Here is a 21,037-nt window from a genome sequence, read left to right on the forward strand (position 1 = left end):
TACACATCGCGGCAATGTTTGAGCCGCCATTCCTTCCAACACTCAGGTCAAATTTTTTTCACGATGAAACAACATATCTTTTTCCCGGTGCTGCTGGCTTTATGCCTTGCCGCTGTATCCAACTCCCTTCAAGCCGCCACGCGTTATGTAAAACCAACCGCCAGCGGCACCGGCGACGGTTCCTCTTGGGCGAACGCTTCCGCCAACTTGCAAGCCATGATCAACGCATCGGCCGCGGGCGATATGGTGTGGGTGGCGGCAGGCGTTTACAAACCTGCCCAAGACCCGTCGGGCAATGCCAACCCGGCCGACCCGCGCGACAAATCTTTTTACCTTAAAAACGGGGTCAAGGTTTTCGGCGGTTTTGCCGGCACGGAAAACACCCTGGGCGAGCGCAACATTGGCGCTAATCCAACTATCCTGAGCGGCGATTTCAACGGGGATGATGCCGTCAGTGGCAGCGGCGGCTCGCTCTCTTTTTCCAACAACGGCGAAAATGCCTACCATGTCGTAGTCTCCGTTTCGGATGACAACACCACCCTGCTCGACGGCTTTACCATTACAGGCGGCAACGCCAACGGGGAAGGTGGATTCACCGCTGAAGGTCAATACTATCAACGATACATCGGCGCTGGTTTGGTGGCTTTTGGCGCTTCACTTTCCATCCGAAACTGCACTTTTACCGGGAATAACGCCGACGGAGCGCCGGGTGGCGGTCTTGGCGGCGCACTCTATTTCTATTTGGGCTCGCCCCAACTCGACAATTGCACCGTTTTGAATAATAACGCGCATACCGGTGGCGGCTTTTATGGAAATAATTGTACGGCAGCCATTAAAAATTGCGTGTTCTATGGTAATAAAGCAGTTTTTGGTAGTGCGGCTGATATTGATAACTATGGCTCGGCGACTTTTACCCATTGTACTTTTGCCAGTAATCATACCTCGCTCATAGCCGTTTTGTATTCCGACAATTATGCAAGCCTTTCCCTTGTCAACAGTATTATTTGGAATAACTGGATTGGAGGCGGGTACGGCGCTATGGTGACAGGATTTAATGCCTCTATGACCGCATCGTATTCGGTTATACAAAATCAGTGTTGTTTATCGGGGCCGGGAGTGATATTTGGGCAAGACCCCCTTTTTAAAAATGCCAACAACCCCGCCGGACCCGACGGCATCCACCGCACCGACGACGACGGTCTTTGGATTCAGTACAACAGCCCGGCCATCAATGCCGGCGACCCGGCCATTACCGACCCTCCATTAGATATTACCGGATATGCCCGTACCGGCGTGTTTGACGCAGGCGCCTACGAAAACTCTTGCCCGAACGAACAGGGGCAGGTTTTCTATGTGAAACCTGCTGCCAGCGGAACCGGCGACGGCTCTTCCTGGGCCAATGCAGCCGGTGACTTGCAGGCCGCTATCGACAACCTCCCCATATACTGCGGGCAGACCGAAATCTGGGTGGCCGCGGGCACCTACAAACCAACCCGGGATCAGAGCGGCAATCAAAACCCGGCCGACCCCCGAACCAAAACCTTTACCCTTAGGGCCGGAATTAAACTGTATGGGGGGTTCGCAGGTACCGAAAACGATCCCGATGAACGGGATATCCCCGGCAACCCGACCATCCTGAGCGGCGATTTTAACGACAACGACCTTATAACCGGGAGCGGCGCCAGCCTGAGCATCAGCGGCAACAATGAAAATGCCTATCAGGTAGCCGTATGTCATGCCAACCGTTTGGATGGGTTTGCCATAAGCGGGGGCAATGGCGGACAAGGCGGCGGGCTGCAAATATCTTCTTCCGAAACCAGGATTTTTAATTGCACCTTTTTTGCGAACAGCGCTTCTCAGGGCGGGGCAATCGCCTTGCTCGGGGGCTCTCCTGTCATCGCCAATTGCATTTTCCGAAACAATCAAGCCAGTATCGGGAGCGGTATTTACGTCCCGAATTTCGTGTACCTTGAAATGTTTAACTGCTCCTTCTCCGGAAATAAGGCAGACGACGGCACCTTGGCAAACATCTTGCTCAACGGAATCAGCCGCATTGACAATTGCATCTTTTGGGGCAATAGTTCCGGGATATATAACGACCCCGGAAACTGGCCAGCCAGCATCAACCACTCCATCGTACAAGGCGGTTATCCGGGAACGGGCAACTTGGATGCGGACCCGCTTTTTGTTAGTCCCACGAATCTTCGCCTCCAACTCTGTTCTCCGGCCGTCAATGCTGGAATCAACGCCTCCGTTCCGGGTGACCTCACCGTTGATATGGACGGCAACCCGCGCATTTTCAACAGCGGCACGGTGGACATGGGGGCTTATGAACTTCAAGCCACACCCCAAGATGGCGTTCCCGTTCCACCCACCACCACAGATAACGCGCTCCATTTTGATGGGGCAAATGACCATGTGGCCCTTATCAATAACTGTGGAATGGGCGCCCCTATCGTAAACGGGGACGATGCCATCACAATTGAATATTGGTTTAGAGGCAGCGTACTGCAAAGCGCGGTAAGGCTGCAACCCGATGGAGAACATTACATTGTATCAGGACACTACGGGGAGCATATCCTTTCGAACGACGGGGGATGGGCCCAGGGCAGCGGCGTACCGGTAGGCGCGGCAGCCACCGATGGCAAATGGCATCATATTGCCATGACCTGGCAAAGGGCGACCGTAAATGGTTTTAAATCTTACTTAGACGGGGAATTGGTCGGGCAGCGGAATTCATCTGCCAACCCGCTACCGATAATCAATACCGGCGCTTATCTCGGCGCCCTCTACGGCAACGACCAACTGATGAACGGCAGCTTGGATAATGTGCGTATATGGAATGTAGCCCGCACCAAAGAGCAGATACAGGCAGGCCTTTGCGGGCTAACCTTGCCCCAAAGCGGGCTGGTAGCCTGGTACGCATTTGACCACGGGGAAGCCAATGGCAATAATATCAATGTATTGTCGGGTGTGGAAAATATAGCACAGCCGGGTTTTTACAATGGGCAGCTGATTAACTTAGAATTGAATGGAACAACTTCCAATTGGATAGCCGGTCCTGAGAAAAATGCTTCGAGACTATATGTAGATGCGAGCCTCGAAGGCGCTGGCAATTTGGATGGTTTGAGCTGGGAAACCGCTTTCTCCGACCTGCAGGATGCCCTGAACTACCCTTGCACCTCCTCCAACCTTGAAATATGGGTGGCGGCAGGAACCTATAAGCCTACTTCAGGCAGTGACCGCACTGTTTCCTTTCAGATGAAAAACGGGGTCGCCATCTATGGTGGCTTCAATGGCACAGAGACAGAACTTTCGCAGCGAAATTGGGTAACTAATGTCACTATCCTGAGTGGCGACCTGAACGGAGACGACACGGGTGAAGGTCCTGTGGGCATCGCCAACATCGGAGAGAACAGTTTTCACGTGGTTCGAAGCAACACCGTGGACCATTCCTCCGTGCTGGATGGCTTTACCATCAAAGGCGGAAATGCCAGTTCCTTTGATTTGAGCGATAATGATTTTGGCGGAGGCATGATTAACAGCGCCGCTTCCCCGACAGTAAACAACATTATTTTTCAAGGGAACCGGGCCGTGGACGGCGGCGGCGGGATGTTCAATGGTTCTGGCTCATCGCCTGTTTTGAACAATGTTGTTTTCGACCGTAATTTTTCCCAGGGCGGTGGAGGCGGTATGTATAGTTTTACTGATGCCAACCCGGTACTTACGAACGTGTTGTTTTCAAATAACTATTGCAACGGCCCGAGTGGCGGCGGCGGAATGTTCAACTTCCAGAACAGCCTGAGTTTGACCAATTGCACGTTCGTCAACAATTCGGCAGCACCCGCCGGGGGAATGCTCAACATTGGCGTCACTGGCACGGTGACGAACAGCGTGTTTTCAAACAATGCATCCTTTAGTTCCGGAGGCGCATTTTACAATGAGGATGCAGAGATTGATTTTACCAACTGCCTGTTCTCGGGAAATATTTCAAATATTTATGGCGGCGTCATGTTCAACCGTTCATCCACTGTAAACGTTGCCAGTTGCACTTTTTTCAACAACACCACCCAGGAGACACCGGCCGTTTACAGGAGTACGAGCGTAATGTACATTGATGGCAACAACCCGGTAACAACGATTAAGAACAGCATATTTTGGAACAACGGCGGGCTTTTCGGAAGCGCCACACCGACCATTACATACTCCGTGGTGCAGGGGGGGTGGGCCGGCCCCGGCAGCGACAATGCGAGTGCCAACCCTGCTTTTACCAACCCCGACAACCCGGTAGGCCCGGACGGGATATGGGGTACATCGGACGACGGCCTCCAGCTTCAAACCTGCTCGCCTGCCCTGAATGCAGGCGATAATACGGGGGCGCCGGCCACCGACCTGACGGGAAGTTCCAGAATTGTTGATGGCACCGTGGACCCGGGGGCGTATGAAAACCAAACAGGATTTTTGACCAGAACCTGGTACCTCGATGCAGATGGCGATGGCTATTACACGGGTAATGGTATTACCCAGTGTCTTTCTCCGGGGGCCGGATACGTGTACACAGGCCTGATTGACGGCGGCGATTGCAATGATGCCGACGGCAACATCCATCCGGGCGCTACAGAACTGTGCAACCTCACGGACGACGACTGCGACGGGCTAACGGATGAAGACGAAGTTTGCGCGGGCAATATCATTTACGTCAATTTGAATGCCGCCGGCGCCAACGACGGGTCTTCGTGGGCAAACGCTTACAACGATCTGCAAAGCGCTATTTCAGACCCGCGTCCGGGGCTTTATCAAATTTGGGTGGCCCAGGGAACATATAAGCCCACTACCGATAACGACCGGAGCAAATCGTTTAGCTTGCGAAGTAACTGGGGTATCTACGGCGGTTTCGACGGTACGGAAACCGCGCTTGCCGAACGGGACTGGAAACTCAATGAAACCGTGCTCAGCGGCGATATCGGTGTTCAGGGCGATAAATCGGACAACAGCTACCATGTAGTTTATACCTACGCAGACCCAATGACCACAAACAACCTTACCAATGCCGTATTGGATGGTTTTACCATAACAGGCGGCAATGCCGATGGTGGTTCTGGCAATGGCGGAGGCATTTTCATGGGCACCAGCTCTATGTATCCTCAGGTGAACCCCCAGATAAGAAATTGCACCATCATTGATAATTCGGCCTCCAATATCGGCGGCGGGATTTGTACGCAAAACTCCGTTTACGCCTCTATCGAAAATTGTATTTTCCAAGCCAATACGGCCAGTTCCGGCGGCGCATTTCGCAGCGGCTCTAATGTCACCCTTATCAATTGCCTGTTCTCCGGAAACACGGCTACATACGGTGGCGGCATACACAACGACAACCAAGTTGCCCTAAAAAACTGTTCTTTTTCCGGCAATAGCGGGAATTTTGGTGGCGCTATTTCGCAGGGCGGTGGTTCGTTTTCCCTTACCAATTGCATCCTTTGGGGCAACAATACCGAAATCTACTTATGGTTCGGCCCCGCCCCGGTGGTGTCCTATTCCATTGTCAAGGGCGGTTATGCTGGCACGGGCAACCTGAATGCGAATCCGCTATTCGTGAATCAGCCCCCTATTGGGCTTGGGACTTCGGGCGACCTGCACCTCACGGCAGGCTCGCCAGCCATAGATGCCGGCACGGCTACCGGTGCTCCGGCTACCGACTTGGACGGCAACCCTCGCCCCTTCGGCGCGGGATATGAAATGGGCGCTTATGAGTTCACCGGCCCCTCTTGCCCCACCATCACATTCACCGCCACGCCTACCAGCACCTGCGCAGGTTCCAACGACGGCCAAATCGTTATCTCCGGCGAAACCGGCGGCACCGGCCCGTATATGTACTCCAAAGATAACGGGATGAACTACCAGTCGGGCGCTACCTTCACCGGCCTATCGGCCAATACTTATCCTGTCAAAATCAAGGATAGCAACAACTGTGAAAGCGCCACCCAGAACATCGCCGTGGAAACCACGCCAAACGCTATACCCTCCGTAAGCATCGCCGCTTCGCCCACGGGCGCTATCTGCGCAGGCACCCCGGTGCAATTTTCTGCCTCGGCGGGCAACACGGGCGGCGGCACGGTGACATATCATTTCACAGTCAACGGCAGCAGCGTACAAAACGGCGCTTCCAACACTTACAGCACGACCGCTTTGGCCAACGGCGACCAAGCGACTTGCGAAATCACCGTCACCGGCGGCAGTTGCCTGACAGGCAATACGGCCGGTTCAAACACGATTACGATGACAGTGAATACATGTGCCAAAGTTATCAGCGGTGCCCTCATCTGGGAGCACGACGATGCCTCCGGTGTGGGCAACGCCACGGTCGCGCTCACGGGCGACGAAAGCGGCTCGATGACCACAACTGCCGACGGGCTATTCTCCTTTACTGTCGAACCCGGCTCGAATCTGACCATCACCCCGACCAAAACCATCAACAAACTCAACGGCGTTACCACCGCCGACGCTACCCGCATCCAGCAGCACGTCGCCAACTCCAACCCCCTCACTGACCTTTACAAAATCGTGGCCGCCGACGTGAACAAAAGCAACTCAATCACGACACTCGACGCGACAATCGTCAACCAGGCCCTGCTCGGCAATCCCTCGGCACTGTCGCAGTTCAAAACCTCTTGGCGTTTTGTGCCGACCTCGCATACAATGAGCAACCCACCCTGGGGCTTCCCGGAAAACATTGTGCTGAACAATGTGCAAAACGACGCACCGGAACAAAACTTCTTCGGCATCAAAACGGGCGACGTACTCACGCCTTTTACCAATCCGGCGAATTTCAACAACCCTGAACCGTCTGGATTTGTCCTCAACGCACCTGACCGGGTGCTGCAATTTGGTGAACAAGTGGCGGTCACGTTCAGCGCCAATCAGTTCTCCGACCTTGCGGCCTTGCAGTTTGCGTTGAAATTTGATGTGCAAAAATTGGCTTTGGCAGAAATAAGGCCGCTCGCAGGCTTGCCCATTTCGGAGGAAAACTTCGGCGCTTACAACATTTCCGAAGGGGAGCTCCGTGTCGTGTGGTCGCAAGCGGAAGGCGTGCATGTGGAGGAGGCCGCCCCGATTTTCAAGTTGACATTCAATGTGTTGGGAACAGGCGGTACACTCAGCAAGGCGCTTCAACTGGCCGACGAGGTGCTGGAAGGCCATGCTTACACCAGCGCGTTGGCGGACAACAATGTGAAACTGAATTTCTCCGGCACCACGAGCGCCAATGCTCCGATTGCTCAACCTCAAATCGAATTGTTGCAAAACCGTCCCAACCCGTTCACAGGTCGCACGACGCTCGGTTTTGTGCTGCCGGAAAGTTGCGAGGCACAGTTGCGGGTGTTCGATGTGTCGGGAAAAATGTTGGCAGAAAGGAAAGGGCAGTACGCGGCGGGCCGGAACGAAGAAATCTTCAATTTGGAAGGGGCATCGGGTGTGCTGTATTATGAGTTGGCGACGCCGTTCGGGATTTTGACAAAGAAAATGGTGGCGGTAAAATAGATACTGGCAAGCGCTGTTTTTGCAGCAATCGCGGCCTTCGGAGCACTGTTTTCCGAAGGCCGTTTTTTATTCAGTTCCTCGACTTCCGCCTAATTTTTACCTTTAACCCTGCATTTGTCCTGTTATCATCCTTCCTTTTGTGCGAACAAGAACACACCTCACTTTGACGACGATACTTCGTTTGGCTGACCGAAGCAAACGCAAGGCGTTGCTGTTTTGGGGACTTGTGTCCGCCTTGTCACTTGCTGCACAGGACTACATTGCCAAAGTGGAGTATTACAGCGTAGAGCAGGGATTGTCGCACCGACAGGTCAACACCATTTTTCAGGATAACAGGGGATTTGTCTGGCTCGGCACACTCAACGGACTGAACCGCTTCGACGGGTATGCTTTCAAGACGTACACCAAAGAAAAAGACGGGCTGTTTTTCAACGAAATTTGGGGAGGTCGGGTGGATGCCGACGGTTGGCTGTGGCTCTTAGGCCGGGAGGAGGAGCGCATTTGTCTGTTTCACCCGGAACGCGGCGAAGTGTTGTCGTTGGAAGAGAAGTTTGGGAAGAGCGACCCCCAATTTGCCGCCAGCAAATTTTGGCACAATATGTTGCGCGGCGACGACGGGGCGCTGTGGCTGTCGGCCAAGAATACTAACACATTGTATCGCTACCACCCCGCAAGCGGCGTTCGGGCTTTCCCGATAAAGGGGCTACAGGGCATCCGACCGGTTTGTTTTTCTCCCGACAAAACGATCTGGGTGACGACGGATGACGACCTCATCGTCGAGCTGAGCCAAGAAGGTAAAGAACTGCGCCGCATCGAAAAAAATTGGCTCTACGGCGACTGGGCGATATCCGAAAGCGGCGTTTTGACCATACCGCGACCTCGCAACCCGGTGGAAGATTTTCGTTACTACAATCTCAAAGCCGAACGCTTGCCCTATACCCCACCCGGTCTGGAGCACACCCAAGAGCCTTTTCCTGCGCTTATTTTCCCCTTCGACGATAAAGGCACGTTCGTGATTCACGACCGCCTCGTTGCTCCTCAACGCGGCACATTGGCGCAGTGGACGTTTTCGCACCACGACAAAAACAATTTCTTGTGGCGAGCTTTCATGAGAGACGATGCGGGCAGATATTGGCTGGGCGACGATTTCGGGTTTTACATCCTGCAAATCAAAAAGAACCGCTTTCAGCACTATCTTTTCAAAAAAGATGCGCTGCCCGCTTTGGGCAACAGCATACGCGGCATCGTCGCCACCCCCGAAAAGCTGTATGCGAACTTGGAGAGTTTCGGCCTGTATGAACATGATTTTCGGAGCGGGAAAAGCCGCCGCATAGAAGCCGCTGGCGCAGGCTTTGGCAACCATGCGCTTGTATTTTCCAGCAAAGGGGAAATTTTCTCCGGCAAGGAAAAATCGCTCCACCGTCTGCTGCCCGATGGCACAAAAGGAGAAAGGATACCGACCGACTTCGACACTTGGGTTTTTTGCGAAGACGACACAGGGAAAATGTGGCTCGGCTCCTCGTCTGCCGGGCTGCACACACTCGCGCCCGGCGCGAAGGCGACGGAGCCGTTCACCCGCTACAATGGCTTCGACGCGCTGGCGACCGCCTTCATCCTCTACATCAAGCGGGAGCCAAGCGGTGCATTGTGGGTTTGTGCCAACAACGGTTTTTACAAAGTGGAGCCGCAAAAAGGTGTCGTCGCGCGGTATTGGAGGGGCGGCACGGGCGCGTATTTTTTGCCTGCCGAGAACTTTCTGCATTTTCACCGGGATGCCGATGGCGTGTTTTGGTTTGCCACGGCAAACGGCTTGGTGCGCGCTGCTTCCAAAATGGACGACGACGGCGCCCGCTCGCCCGCGTGGGACGCACAATCGGGCAAGGTGTTCGACCGCACCAACAGTTTTTCCAACGACTTCATTTATGCGGTTTACGAGGATGCGCGGGGCAGGCTTTGGCTCCCCAGCGACAACGGCATCATTTGCATGGACAAAAAAACGGAGGCGGTGAAGACCTACTTCGTGTCCGACGGCATCACCAATGCCGAATTCAACCGGGCAGCGCATTTTCAGGCGCCAGACGGCACGCTCTATTTCGGCGGCCTGAACGGCATCAACGCTTTCAATCCCGCCGATTTTGACGACGTAAACAAATCGCAGGCCGATGCTCCGCTCGTGCTGACCGCATTTCAGCAATTTGACAAAAATGAAAACCGCCTCGTTGACCGCACCCGTGAAATCCTGCGCACCCGTGAAATCCTGCTCCGCCCCGACGACCGTTTTTTCAATCTCGAAGTCGCCCTCTTGACTTTCAACGAGCCGGGCCTGATTCAATACGCATGGAAAATCGAAGGCTTGAACGAGGACTGGCACTACCAAGAAGAGCGGCAAATCAATTTCGGCGGGCTGCCATACGGCGCCTACACGATGCGCATCAAAGCCAAAGCAGCCGACGGCCAATGGTCGAAAAAAGAATTGAGTTTCACTTTGCGAGCGTTGCGCCCTTGGTATTTGCAGGCTTGGTTTCTGGCAATGATGGCGCTGCTCTTTGGGTTGGGCATTCGGGGTTACATCCGTTGGCGCAGCCAGCAGCATATTTTGGAGCAAAAAAAATTGGAAAGCATGGTGGAAAAAGCCACCGAACGCATTGAGCAGGACAAACGCACCATCGAAAAACAGGCGGAAGAACTGCGGCAGTTGGACAAGGTGAAATCCAATTTTTTCGCCAACGTGAGCCACGAACTGCGCACCCCCCTGACCCTGATGCTGGGCCCCATTTCTTCGATGCTCAAAAGCGGCGAACTGAGCAACCGCAATTTCACCTACGCCAAACTCGCGCAGCAAAATGGCGAGCAACTGCTCAAACTCGTGGGCGAAATTCTCGATTTGCAAAAATTGGAATCGAAAAAACTCGAACTCCATCCCAAACCCGTGCTGCTTTATCCTTTGCTGAAACGCATCGCCGCCCAATTTGAGAGCCTCGCCCAAAACAAATCCATCGCCTTCGTTTTTTTGTATCGCGCCGAAAAAAGCCTGCAAATCGAGACCGATGCCGCCAAATTGGAACTGGTGCTCAACAACCTGTTGTCCAATGCCATGAAATTCACCAGCGCGGGCGAGCGCGTGGAATTCAAAGTGGAAGACCTCGCGCACAGCATCCGCCTGACGGTGACTGATACGGGCAAGGGCATTCACCCTGACGACTTGCCGCGTGTTTTCGACCGCTTTTTTCAAAGCCGGCAAGCCGACGCGCCCACCGAGGGAGGCACGGGCATCGGCTTGGCTTTGGTCAGAGAACTCTCCGTTTTGTTCGGCGGCAGCGTCAGTGTTCAAAGCCCGGCGGCAGGCGAAAAAGGTTCGGCCTTTACTTTTGAATTTCCCAAAATCGAGGTCATGGGCGCGGCGGAACGACCCGCAGAAGAAGCGCCCGCACCCGCAGGCGAAGCCTTCGCTATACCCGCCATAACAGAAAATGATGCTCCTGAAAAACCGTCCATCCTGCTGGTGGAAGACAATCTCGATTTGCGCATCTATCTGCAAACCCTGCTGTCGGATAAATACCGCGTTACGGCTGCCGAAAACGGTCAGACTGCCCTCCATTACTTATCGCAGGAAATCGAAAATCGCAAATCTGAAATCGTGAACCTCGTGATTTCCGACATCATGATGCCCGTTATGGACGGTTTTCAGTTGCTGGAAAAACTCAAAAGCGACGAGCGTTTTCGCCACATCCCGGTCATCATGCTTACCGCGCGAGCCGATATGCAGGACAAAATCCGCGCCCTGCGCATCGGCGTGGACGACTACCTGCTCAAGCCTTTCGAGGAAGAAGAACTCTTGGTGCGCGTGGCTGCCTTGCTCGAAAGATATGGCGAGCGCCGCCGGGGATGGGAAACCGAAGAAGCAGAGGAGGCTGAGCAACCGGCCGATTCCGACATTCGCCTGTCGGAACACGATGCCGCTTGGCTGACCTCTTTGGAAACGCTCGTGGCCGCTGAAGCGCAGAACGACCAACTGTCCGTGACATGGCTCGCCGACCAACTGCACCTGAGCGAGCGCCATTTTCAGCGCCGCCTGAAACTGCTCACCGGGCTATCGCCCAATGCCTACATCAAGGAAGTGCGTTTGCAGGAAGCACGCCTCCTCCTCGAACTCGGGCAGGTGCGTTCGGTGAAGGAAGCGGCTTGGGCGGTGAGTTTCCGCGATGAAAAGTATTTTGCCCAGCAGTTCCGCGAGCGGTTCGGGAAGTATCCTTCGGAGATGATGCGCTGAGGGAGCGTACCTTTTGCCGTTTTATTTCAGTTTCATTTGGGCAAAATAAGGATGTTCCGGGTTGACAATTAATTCCTGTCGCTGCGGGTGAATCAGGACATCCATATCTTCCAGCGGAATGGCGCCAAGCAAAGGCTCGCTGTCGCCGTACAAAATCATTGCCCGGCAGGTGGTGGAGCGGTTTTTAAAACGAACTTGAACGTTGTCGGCTACGTCAAATTCCAAAATCCGACCATCGGCAGTTTCTGCTTTGCGTTTTTCTACAATCGGGAATTGCAACTGTTCCTGAATGACCTCATTGATGCAAAGCATATAAGAACCCGTGTCTACCAATGCCTTGACGGTCATTCGCTTCACGTCATCGGGGTCCATTAGTTTTCGGCGGACCATTTCTACATCGCCGCCATTGATAAGTTCGATTTCTGCATAAACGAGTCCCATAACATCTAAGAATTTTGCCCGAAAGATAAGGTTTTAAGGCGCACGTTCCGATTCGAGTCGCCTTTTTCCCACCTGTGTCGGGTTTTTCCACCTTGTTTTTTTGTCAAGTCGGTTTTTTCCTACCAATTGGTCGGGTATGTCTGCCTGTGCCAGAGGCCATGTTTGTGCCGAACAAAAGGTGCGCGAGCAGAGCGATGGGGTTTCCGACCGATGCTCGCAACCTTCTAAAAACTTGACGCATAATTAAACCTTGTCGGACATGAGTAACAATTCTCTCACCCGCTTCCCCCTCATAGCCATTTTGGCGGCCTTCCTGCTTTTGGCTGTTAGCGCAAACGCTCAGACCATTCGCTATGTAAAACCCGCAGGCTCCGGCGACGGCTCCTCTTGGGCCAATGCATCCGGCGACCTGCAAGCCATGATTGATGCCTCTGCCTCCGGCGATGAAGTCTGGGTGGCAGCCGGGGTGTATAAACCCACTGCCGGGACTGACCGCGCCATTTCATTTTCCTTGAAGAGTGGCGTGGCGGTGTATGGTGGCTTTCCCGACACGGGCGACCCGGACATGGATGACCGCGACTGGGAAACTTATGTGACGACCCTCAGCGGCGACATCGGCGCGGCGAACGACAACAGCGACAACTCCTACCACGTCGTTTTCAACCAGAACGTGAACAACACTGCCTTGCTCGACGGCTTCACTATCAGCGGCGGGAATGCAACCGGGGATGTCAACCTTCATCGAAACGGTGGCGGGATGTATAACCAGGCTTCCTCTCCTGGCATTAGCCATTGTGTGTTCAGCGGCAACGGGGCAGGCTTCCGCGGAGGCGGAATGTATAACCAGGATTCGCATCCTGCTGTCTCCAATTGTACATTTTCCAACAACACGGCCGGTGTTGCCGGGGGTGGCGCTGCCAATAACGGTTCTTCTGCGGGTATATTTACCAGCTGCGCCTTTTCCTTTAACTCTTCGGGAGATGTGGCGTTTGGAGATGGCGCTGGCGGTGTGCTTAATTCGGGCGGCGCTGCTCCTGTGTTTAACAGTTGCACCTTTACCGGCAACTCTTCTGCCTATGGCGGCGGTGGAATGATGAACTTCAGCTCCAGCCCGACGCTCAACGATTGCACCTTTTCTCAAAACACCACGGGCAACGGCGGCGGTGGGGGGATGCTAAATAACAACGCCTCTCCCGTGCTGACCAACTGCGTTTTTTCTCAAAATATAGGAACCAACGGCGGTGGCGGGATGTACAATTATTTTGCATCGCCTGAGCTGAACAATTGCAACTTCACTTCGAATACTACCTCCGCTTTCGGCAGCGGTGGCGGTATGTCAAGTTCATCCTCTTCACCCACCCTGAACGATTGCACTTTCACGGGCAACACATGTTCGGGCTTTGGCGGCGGGGTGGAAAGCTCCAACGAAAGTTCAAGTACTTTCAATCGTTGTGTTTTTACTTCCAATACGGCATTTGGCGGCGGGGGCATATACTTCAATTACAACACCAACGATGTGCTGAACCAATGTCTTTTTGCCGGCAACTCGGCGGAGAACAGCGGCGGCGGGGTATCTTTTGCCAACGGCGCTTCTCCCAACCTGACCAACTGTAATTTTATCGGCAATACCTCTTTTATCGGCGGTGCCGTCTCGGTACAGAGCTCTTCATCCGCCACTCTGACGAATTGCAGTATGTCCGGCAACTCAGCCTCAACCGGCGGCGCGATGTATACCTTTTCCACACAAGTCGTCTTGACGAACTGCATTCTATGGGGAAACAGCTCGGGCATTGGCGCCAATTCGGGTGTTTTTTTAAATGCGTCACACTCCATCATCCAGCAAAACAGCGGAGTCTATCCCGGAACGGGCAACCTGAATCTCGACCCGCTCTTCGTCGAGCAGCCGCCCGTCGGCTTGGGCACGGCAGGTAATTTGCAATTACAGGAATGTTCTCCGGCCATAGATGCCGGCGCCAACACCGGCGCGCCGAACGAAGATTTCGACGGCAACCCGCGCCCTTTCAACGCCGTTGGTTTGCCGTTAGCAATGACCGATATGGGCGCATGGGAGTATCAATCTGCTTTTGTACCCGAAGCAACACCTTCGGTCAGCATCAGCGGGCCGACACAGGTAAGTTGTTCCGCTCCCGCCGTTTACACCGCTACCCCGGTGGACGGCGGCGCATCGCCCGTGTATCAATGGAAAATAAACGGAAACAACGTAGGAGCCAACAGCCCCACCTTTTCCACCATGAGTTTGCAAAGTGGCGATGTGGTCAGCTGCGTCATGGTTAGTTCCATATCCTGCGCCTACCCGATACTTGCGACCAGCAATTCGATTCAAGTTACCCTTGACCCGCCGCCCGGCGACCCCTCCGAATTTGGCAACGGCGAATGGCGGGTGTATGCCTGGAATGCCGGCGGAGCGGAGCCGGGCCCGGGTTCATGGAACACCAACTATTCTGGCTATTACGTCGCAACAGGGCTGAATTTCAACACCCAAAACCAATGGAACGCTGACCTGTCGCCCTCGGCGGCTCCCGGCTATCAAGGCTGCGCCGTCGGCAACGACAACCATTCGTTCAGCGCCAAACGCAAAGCCTTCACCTGTGGCTACTATCGCATCAGCATTGACAGCCACGACGATGCCGCCCAACTTTGGCTCGACGGCACGATGGTGTGGGAACACATCGGCTGTTGCGACAACCACCCCGACGAGTGGGAAGGTTTTCTGGATGCCGACAGTGAAGTGGAATTCCGGGTGACGGAAGGCGGCGGCGGCTCGCATGGCGCAATTTCGTTTCAATTGGTCACGCCAGCCATTGTGGGTTTGGACGGCCTGTGCAGCGGCAACCCATCGGCCACGCTGTCGGTCTCGGGCGGTTTGCAAGGCGACTATGAGTGGTCCACAGGCGAAACCACGCCCAGCATTGAAATCACTACGAGCGGCAACTACAGTGTAACGATAGGCAACGGCGGCGGATGTTCGGTAAATGCTTCTGGCACGGCTGCCAGCCCGGAAGGCGACCCCACCGTGTTCGGAGTCGGCGAGTGGCGGGTGTACGCATGGAATGTTGGCGGCGCGACACCCGGTGCCAACACCTGGAATGCCAATTATGCCGGATATTATACCGTGAGCAGCGTCAACCTGAATACCCAAAATCAATGGAACAACACGGTATCGCCCTCCAGCGCATCGAATTACGTCGGCTGCCCAGTCGGCAATGACAATCATTCCTGGAGCGCCAAACGCAAGGGCTTCACCTGCGGCAATTACACTATCAGCATAGATGGGCACAAAGACCACGCGGAACTGTGGCTCGACGGTGCGAAGGTGTGGGAACACAGCGGCTGTTGCGACAACCATCCCAATGTATGGTATGGGCTGCTCGACGAGCAATCGGAAATAGAATTCCGGGTCACGCACGGCACTGGCACATCCTATGGCGCTATTTTTATCCAACAAATAACACCGACCCTGACGGGATTAAACGACCTGTGCGGGAACCCCAGCGCCACGCTGGCCATATCGAACAACCCGGCAGGCAATTACCTGTGGTCAACCGGCGAAACCACGCCTTCTATTGAAATCACTTCCGGCGGCTCCTACGCAGTCACCCTTAGCACGGGCAGTGGTTGTTCCACTGTGTTGTCGGGTCAGGCGCAAGGCCCTGCGGGCGACCCCGCCGTATTTGGCGACAACGCTTGGAACGTGTATGCCTGGAATGCCGGTGGCGCGGAACCGACCGCTGGTTCATGGAACACAGCTTACTCCGGTTTTTACACAGCAAACAGTCTGAACCTGAACACCCAGCAACAATGGAACAACAATCAGTCACCCGCCATGGCGCCCGGTTATCAAGGCTGCCCCGTCGGAATAGATAACCACTCCTTCAGTGCCAAACGAAAAGGTTTTCCCTGCGATTTTTATCGCATCAGTATTGACGGCCACGACGATGCCGCACAGCTTTGGATTGACGGCGAAATGGTGTGGGAGCACATCGGCTGCTGCGACAACCATCCAAATGCCTGGCAGGGTTTTCTGGGCGCCGATAGTGAAGTAGAGTTCCGGGTGACAGAGGGCAGTGGAGAATCTTACGGTTCTATTTCCTTCCATGCGGGAAGCATCACGTTGACGGGTACGCCGACTGTATGCCCCGGGGCGTCCAATGGCATGGTTTCCGCTCCGCAGTTCTCCGGCGCCAGCTACATCTGGAATACAGGCGCCAACACGGCTTCGATTTCCGGCCTTTCCGCCGGTGTCTATTCCGTGACGGTGGGCAACTCCGCCGGCTGCGACGATGTTTCCGGCTCTTTTACCATTGAAGAAAGCATAACCATTACAGGCGCCTCCACTATTTGCCAGGGTGGCTCTGCCACCTTGCAGGCAAACATCAACGGGCCAGTTATCTGGAATAGCGGCAGTTATATTTTTGAAAAAACAAGCCCCGGGCAGGCAGATGCGATTGTTCCCTCCACGCACATTACACGGGGGAACAGCGGATTCATCTACAATGCCGTCACCCAGAACGGCCCCAGCGCCTCCGGCGTTTGCGGTCCTGTTGTCAATAATGTAATGTGGGCCCTCGGCCATATTGACGACTGGGCCTCGCTAACCTACACGAACACGATGCCCGTTCCCAATTGTTCAGGCTCCAGTATTCCCGGCCTGCAGCTGGTGATGCATTTGGTGGCCGAAAACATCTATCTTCAGGTAACCTTCAACTATTGGCAAGGCGGCGGCGGCGGCAGTTTCACCTATACCCGCACAACAGGCCCCTCGTACCTCTGGTCCACCGGCGAAACCACACCGAGCATTTCCGTGAGTGCCGGAGGGACTTACACGGTGTCCACCGGTAATGGCGACTGCACTGCCAGCCACACGGTCACTGTCAGTCAACCCACTTTCACGGCTACGCCCTCCAACGGATGTTCCGGCTCGAACGACGGCCAAATCGCCGTCAGCGGCGAGACTGGCGGCACGGGGCCGTACCTGTACTCCATAGACAACGGCGCGAACTTTCAAACTGGAGCAACCTTTACCGGCTTGGCAGCCGACACCTATCAGGTAGTGATTCAGGATGCCAACGGCTGTGAAAGTGCCCCGGTTCCGGTCACGGTTGACGAGTGCAATGAGGAAATCACCATCAGCGGGACCCTCCTTTGGGAACACGACGGTGCAAGTGGCGTGGGCAGCGCCACCGTCGCGCTCACGGGCGACCAAACTGGCTCCGTGACAACGCCAACGGCTGGGACCTACTCGTTCACCGTCACTTCCGGCTCGAACTTCACCGTCACGCCCACCAAAAACATCAACAAACTCAACGGCGTGACCACCGCCGACGCCACTCGCATCCAGCAGCACATCGCAGGGGCGAACCCCATCACCAGCCTCTACAAAATCGTGGCTGCCGACGTGAACAAGGACAATGCCGTGACGATGCAGGACGCAGTGACCATCCACCAAGCACTGGCAGGCAATCCCACGGCTTTGGCCAATTTCAAAACCTCGTGGCGTTTCGTGCCAACTTCGCACACGATGAACAACCCGCCGTGGGGTTTTCCCGAAAAAATCACCCTCACAGGCGTGAACAACGATATGCCCGACCAAGATTTCTTCGGCATCAAAACAGGTGATGTGGTTACGCCTTTCACAAACCCGGCGAATTTCGACCATTCCGAAGCGTCTGGATTTGTCCTCAACGCGCCTGACCGGGTGCTGCAATTTGGCGAGCAGGTGGCGGTCACGTTCAGCGCCAATCAGTTCTCCGACCTCGCGGCCTTGCAGTTTGCGTTGAAATTCGATGTGGAAAAATTGGCTTTGGCAGAAATAAGGCCGCTCGTAGGCTTGCCCATTTCGGAGGAAAACTTCGGCGCTTACAACATTTCCGAAGGGGAACTCCGTGTCGTGTGGTCGCAAGCGGAAGGCTTGCTGGTGGAGGAAGGCGCGGCAATTTTCACATTGACTTTCAATGTGCTGGAAACAGGCGGCACACTCAGCAAGGCGCTTCAACTGGCCGACGAGGTGCTGGAAGGCCATGCTTACACGAGCGCTTTGGTGGACAACAATGTCAAACTGAATTTCTCCGGTACCACGAGCGCCAATGCTCCGATTGCTCAACCTCAAATCGAATTGTTGCAAAATCGCCCCAACCCGTTCGAGACTCGAACGAGCATCGGTTTTGTGTTGTCGGAAAATTGCGAGGCAGAGTTGCGGGTGTTCGATGCGTCGGGGCGGATGTTGTTTTCCCAAAAGAAAAACTACGCGGCGGGTCGGCATGAGGAAACACTTGAATTGCGAGGCGCGAGCGGGGTGTTGTGGTACGAATTGGCGACACCGTTCGGGATTTTGACAAAAAGGATGGTGGCGACCCGCAAGTGACTTTTTCGCTCGAATAGCGCCGCTGTGCTCGCTCAAAAACAGAAAATCTGACACCAGAATCTGCAGCCTGAATTTGATGCTTTTATGCCAGCGCCGTTCTTAAGGCGAGATGCCAAGAATTCGGCCAAGACTTTCCAAGTTTCCAAACTTGGAAAGTCTTGCCTCCGAAATTGATTTTCAAAGCATCAATCTCCGAACTCACGTTAAAAAATCGTAAAAGCTTAGGTAGAGGGTAGAAGGCGGGAGGTGGATGGTTGAGAGACTTGCTTTTAGGTCGCATACTGTTTCAATGGAGATGAAATCAGCCTTCCCTGAGTTTTTACAAAAAATTTACCGTCATGGCAACTGAAACTGCAATCCGCAAATTTCACCCCTTCACCAACTACGATTTCAGCAATTTCTATTTCGGCTCCGGCGACGACGTGTGCGAGGCCATCCGTTCTTTCAACCAATGGTGGGACGAGGCTTTTCCCGGTGGCTATCATATTTACCGTGAGCCGTTCACCTCGGCACCCGGTACACACATTTCCATCAGGAGCAATCAGGGCAAACACCTCGAAGGCCTGCTCAATTTTTCCTCCTACAACTACCTCGGAATGTCCAACGCGCCTGTGGTGACTGCCGCCGCCGTCGCTGCCATCAATAAATACGGTCTCGGTGCTTCGGGCGGTCCCAACCTGAGCGGTATGTACGACATCCACCGCGAACTGGAAGCCTCGTTGGCTGCTTTTAAAAAGAAAGAAGCCTGCACGACTTTCAACTCTGGCTACGCTGCCAATTTGGGCATCATTTCCGGCATTATGCGTTCGGGGGATACGATTTTTCTCGACCAGTATTCCCATGCTTCCATCGTGGACGGCGCGATTTTGTCAAAAGCCAAAACCGTATTTTTCAGACACAACAATGCCGCTGACCTTGAGCGCAAACTTGCTGGCACAACGGGTCGAAAATTGGTAATCGTGGAAGGCGTGTACTCTATGGACGGCGATTTTTGCAACCTGCCGGAAATCGTGGAGGTATCGAAAAAACACGGTGCTCGCATCATGATTGACGAGGCACATTCGGCTTTTGTGGTCGGCGAAAATGGCCGGGGCGTGGTCGAACATTTCGGCCTTGAGGATGCCGTGGACTTCCACATGGGCACTTTTTCCAAAGCCCTTGGCGGCTTGGGTGGCTACGCCTGCGGCGACCGCGAGTTTGTCCTCTATCTCGAAGCCTACGCTCGCTCGCGCTTTTTCTCCTGCACCTTGCCACCCTCTGTTTCGGCTGGTGTTTTGGCGGCCTTGAATCACATCGAAGCCAATCCCGAAATTCGGCTCCAACTCTGGCACAATGTGGAGTATTTGCAAAAAAGGCTGAAAGAAGTGGGTGTGGACACTGGCCAATCCACTTCGCAGGTGATTCCCATCATGGTGTATGAAGATGCCAAAGTGTTCGGCATTGCCAAAAGGCTGCGCGAAGAAGGTATCTTTTTGCAGCCGGTGAATTACCCGGCCGTCTCCAAGGGCAAAGCCCGTCTTCGGCTATCCGTCTCTGCCTCGCACACCCTTGCTCAACTCGAATACGCCGCACAAACTATCGCTAACATTTTACAAGAAGCAGGTATCCCATGCGACAAGTAGTTGAATATCACATTTCCAATGGCATCAATTCCATCTTTGGAATACCGACCGAAGTCGCTCGCAAGTACCTGCCCGTTGGCATCGAACCTGTAGAAGCCAATCACGGTGTCAGTCTGCTCGGTGTCACGATGTTCGATTTTTCGGAAAGCCCCGTCGGCCCTTATCAGGAATTGGTCATGTCGCTGTATGTCGCGCCGCGCCTCGGCATCATGGAACAGCATCCGCACGCGGCAGTCTATCCGCTCGTGGTGGCTTCCAGCAGCTGCAAGGCCCGCGACCATGCCATTGACCTGTGGCATCTGCCGCATTTCATGGAGGACATCTCGGTAGAGTTCTCCGTTTCGCCCGACAATCGCACGATAAGGGGCATAGCACGCTGCCATCGGGGACAACCAATTGTCGAATTGAGTACGGAACAACAAGGCGCTTCCAGCGCGGCCTACCAGTTGTACCAATCGTTTCAGGGCGATGAAAGTGGTTCGTACATCGGCATTATGGATATGCGCGGCAGCCTGCGCGAGCATGAAGCAGGCACGGGTGACGTATGCTTGCACCCGCATCGGTTTTTTGAGCGGCTCGATTTGTCGGCTATGGAAATCATCCCGTACCGGGAAATGTGGATGCAGGCAGGTGTGGAAAGCTATCATGATTTGATTGCGGTTGAGTCCACGATTGGCGATAGTTTAAGACAGGAGATGTCTCAAAGAGGTTAAGGTGGTGCCCGCAAAAATGATGTGACACCGTGCATATACCGCATGAGGGAGTGTCGGCGCGGACACCAACATC

The 21,037-nt window shown here is 54.4% G+C and carries 6 protein-coding genes; 5 read left to right on the top strand and 1 reads right to left on the bottom strand.

The window, feature by feature from the left end:
• Positions 1–63: 63 nt before the first annotated feature.
• Positions 64–7,536, top strand: a complete 7,473-nt coding sequence (locus KIS77_00320; protein ID MCW5920763.1) for a right-handed parallel beta-helix repeat-containing protein — start codon at positions 64–66, stop codon at positions 7,534–7,536.
• A 163-nt stretch (positions 7,537–7,699) separates the two neighbouring features.
• Positions 7,700–11,806: a response regulator gene (locus tag KIS77_00325; protein ID MCW5920764.1), complete on the top strand. Its 4,107-nt coding sequence runs from the start codon at positions 7,700–7,702 to the stop codon at positions 11,804–11,806.
• 21 nt (positions 11,807–11,827) lie between these two features.
• On the opposite strand, the gene KIS77_00330 is transcribed toward KIS77_00325, so the two are convergent.
• A complete protein-coding gene (locus tag KIS77_00330; protein ID MCW5920765.1) occupies positions 11,828–12,247 on the bottom strand; it encodes a clan AA aspartic protease in 420 nt (139 codons plus the stop codon).
• Between the two features lie 259 nt (positions 12,248–12,506).
• On the opposite strand from KIS77_00330, the gene KIS77_00335 reads away from it, so the two are divergent.
• The 3 genes from KIS77_00335 (at position 12,507) to KIS77_00345 (ending at position 20,964) form a co-directional block, all read left to right on the top strand.
• Complete coding sequence (locus tag KIS77_00335) at positions 12,507–18,629, top strand: hypothetical protein (GenBank protein MCW5920766.1); 6,123 nt, start codon at positions 12,507–12,509, stop codon at positions 18,627–18,629.
• A 338-nt stretch (positions 18,630–18,967) separates the two neighbouring features.
• Positions 18,968–20,251, top strand: coding sequence for an aminotransferase class I/II-fold pyridoxal phosphate-dependent enzyme (locus tag KIS77_00340; GenBank protein ID MCW5920767.1), 1,284 nt, complete (start codon positions 18,968–18,970; stop codon positions 20,249–20,251).
• Positions 20,239–20,964, top strand: a complete 726-nt coding sequence (locus KIS77_00345; GenBank protein MCW5920768.1) for a hypothetical protein — start codon at positions 20,239–20,241, stop codon at positions 20,962–20,964. Before KIS77_00340 ends, KIS77_00345 begins: the two co-directional genes overlap by 13 nt.
• Positions 20,965–21,037: the final 73 nt, after the last annotated feature.

It is taken from the genome of Saprospiraceae bacterium, from assembly GCA_026129545.1.
Lineage (GTDB): Bacteria > Bacteroidota > Bacteroidia > Chitinophagales > Saprospiraceae > M3007.